This window comes from Alistipes sp. AF48-12 (genome assembly GCF_003477565.1).
Lineage (GTDB): Bacteria > Bacteroidota > Bacteroidia > Bacteroidales > Rikenellaceae > Alistipes_A > Alistipes_A hominis.
Genome location: NZ_QUDJ01000049.1, coordinates 1 through 1,984 on the forward strand (window position 1 = coordinate 1; position 1,984 = coordinate 1,984).

The following is a 1,984-nucleotide window of genomic DNA, read 5'->3' on the forward strand; positions in this document are numbered from 1 at the left end:
CGCATATCCATGCGGCGGTCGTACCTATCGTAACGGGAGAGCGTCGCAAGGTCAAAGAGAAAAGAATCCCCGACAAACCCGGCAAAAAGAAATACCGGAAGAAAAGCCCAGATGCCGTCCGGTTGTGTAACGACGATGTAATGTCGCGCATAAAATTGAAAGAATATCAGGACACCTATGCCGAGGCGATGGCCGGATATGGGTTACAGCGCGGAATTGACGGATCGGTCGCCCGCCATATTTCCACGCAGGAGTTTTACCGTAATGCTATAGCCGGGCAGAAGAATTTGCAGGACAACATCGACGAACTGCTCCGTATCGAAGAACAGAAGCGGCAGGCCGTAGAACGGCTGAAGCAACAGGAACAGGAGGCACGGACGGGTTACGAGCAGGCGAAGGCCATGCGTGAACACAAAACCGCCGAGTTGGAAGCGACCGAGCAAGAATTGAAGGCGGTAAAAGGGGAACTGAAAACCGAAAAGCTGAAAAGTGCGGCGGCGGAGGTGGGTTCCAACATCGTGGAGGGTATCGGTTCGCTGGTAGGAACGTCGAAAGTCAAAAGGCAGGAGCAGCAGATCGGGGCATTGCGGCAAGAGGTTGCCGCCCACGAGGAAACCATCGAAATCCTGCAAACCCAGATGCAAACCATGCAGGCCGACCACAGCCGGCGATTGTTGGAAGTGCAGCGGCAATCACAGCAGACCATCGGAAAACTGCAAGGTGAGATAGATCGCATTTATGATTGGTTCCCCGATACGCCCCGGCTTATCAAATGGGGAGAGTATTGCCGTTCGCTCGGATTCTCTGACGGACAGGTACGCGATCTCGTGAACATGAGACCCGTCCGTTTCTCCGGAGAATTATATTCGCACGAACATTCCCAACACTTTGAAGTCGAGAACTCGGAAGCCCGGCTCATGCGGGATGAAAAAGGCCCCGGAGGATTTCAACTGTTCATCGACCGGATTCCGATCCTGCGGTGGTTCCGGCAAAAAGCAAAGGAATTTCTCGAACACATAGGAATCAAGATCAAAGACCGAAAACAGGGCCGGGGAATGCGGATGAGATAAATCCCGCACTCTACTTTTTTGCAGTATTTCATTACATATAGCCGATTTTTTATATATTTGTTGCGATGAACCAACGATTTAACAAACTAATTAGGGTGATGCCTATGGCATAAACGGAAAAATATAAGACATAAAATATAAAAAGCGTTAGCTTTTATTCTTGCTTCTGAAACTTCGCAAATTTCAAAAGTAGACAAGGGTAAAGCGTAAACGCTCACGGTAACGTGGGCTTTACTCGTTTATTTGTCTACAGGGTATTGCGAAGACCTCAGAAGCAGATAAAAAGGTACTGTCCCACGTCTTTTTTATATGTGTAACCAAACTCCGCCGGGGGACGGGCGGAATCGATTTACACACATGAAACACAATCTGCCTATCTCTGCTTTATCGGTCGGAGCCGTGCCGACCAGACTCAATAAATACGACATTACCGGCATTTGCAACGACATGAAAGATTTTCCCGGTTACGAACGGGTTAACGGATGTTCGCGGCTATGTCGGTGAGAAAAATCCTGCTGTCGGTCATTTGTTTGTCGTGCTTTCTGTCGGCCCATGCCGGGCAGAGAGCCGATTCGGTGCGTATCTATTACCGGACAGGTTACCGTTACGTGGAACCTTTATACCGCGACAACGGTATGCAGTTGGCACGTTTTACAGAATCTGTCCGCAGAGCACTCCGTGACAGAACGATAGAATGTATCGTAGTACGTTCCGGAGCCTCCCCGGACGGGGCTAACCGTGCCAACGAACTGCTGTCCGAGCGCCGTGCGGACTCTTTGGTTTCCTATATCGTCCGTCATACCGACGTTCCCGCCTCCCTGATCGACAGGCAGGCCGCCGGGATAGCGTGGGACGAACTGCGGGCACAGGTGGCCGCATCCGGCATGCCGTACCGCGACGAAGTGCTCGACGTG

General features: G+C 51.3%; 1 protein-coding gene and 1 pseudogene. Both read left to right on the top strand.

Annotated elements, in window-relative coordinates:
- On the top strand, window positions 1-1,070 hold a 1,070-nt coding region (locus tag DW082_RS14120; RefSeq protein WP_118459191.1), incomplete at its 5' end, for a recombinase.
- Window positions 1,071-1,564: 494 nt separating this feature from the next.
- Window positions 1,565-1,984: pseudogene (locus DW082_RS14125) on the top strand (OmpA family protein); the annotation flags it as partial.